We start from the raw sequence: 760 nt of genomic DNA, 5'->3' as shown, positions 1-760 counted from the left end.
CGCCAGCTGCACAGGAGCCGCTGTTGGGATACCACCCTTGCAGTATTGGGTTTCTAACCAGCCGCCGTGAACCGGCGGTGGGACAATGCCAGACGGGGAGTTTGACTGGGGCGGTCGCCTCCGAAAGGGTATCGGAGGCGCCCAAAGGTTCCCTCAGGATGGACGGAAACCATCCAAAGAGTGCAAAGGCAGAAGGGAGCTTGACTGTGACACCGACGGGTGGAACAGGTACGAAAGTAGGGCTTAGTGATCCGGTGGTATTAAGTGGGAATGCCATCGCTCAACGGATAAAAGCTACCCTGGGGATAACAGGCTTATCACTCCCAAGAGTTCACATCGACGGAGTGGTTTGGCACCTCGATGTCGGCTCATCGCATCCTGGGGCTGTAGTAGGTCCCAAGGGTTGGGCTGTTCGCCCATTAAAGCGGTACGCGAGCTGGGTTCAGAACGTCGTGAGACAGTTCGGTCCCTATCCGGCGTGGGCGTAGGATATCTGAAGGGAGCTGTCCTTAGTACGAGAGGACCGGGATGGACGGACCGCTGGTGTACCGGTTGAGCAGCCAGGCTCATGGCCGGGTAGCCAAGTCCGGAAGGGATAAACGCTGAAGGCATCTAAGCGTGAAGCCCCCCCTGAGATGAGATATCCCATTCGAAAGAAGTAAGACCCCTTGAAGACGACGAGGTAGATAGGCTGGAGATGGAAGTGCAGTAATGTACGGAGTTGACCAGTACTAATCGGTCGAGGGCTTGACCAAAAAGC

The 760-nt window shown here is 56.4% G+C and carries 1 rRNA gene; it reads left to right on the top strand.

Annotation, left to right across the window (positions count from 1 at the left end):
* Window positions 1–755 (top strand): 23S ribosomal RNA (locus tag G5B11_RS18720); the annotation flags it as partial.
* Window positions 756–760 lie beyond the last annotated feature (5 nt).

Origin of the sequence: Blautia glucerasea (assembly GCF_013304385.1) — a bacterium.
Lineage (GTDB): Bacteria > Bacillota > Clostridia > Lachnospirales > Lachnospiraceae > Blautia_A > Blautia_A ammoniilytica.
Note: the sequence above shows the minus strand (reverse complement) of the source record. Positions and strands in the feature narration are given on the sequence as shown.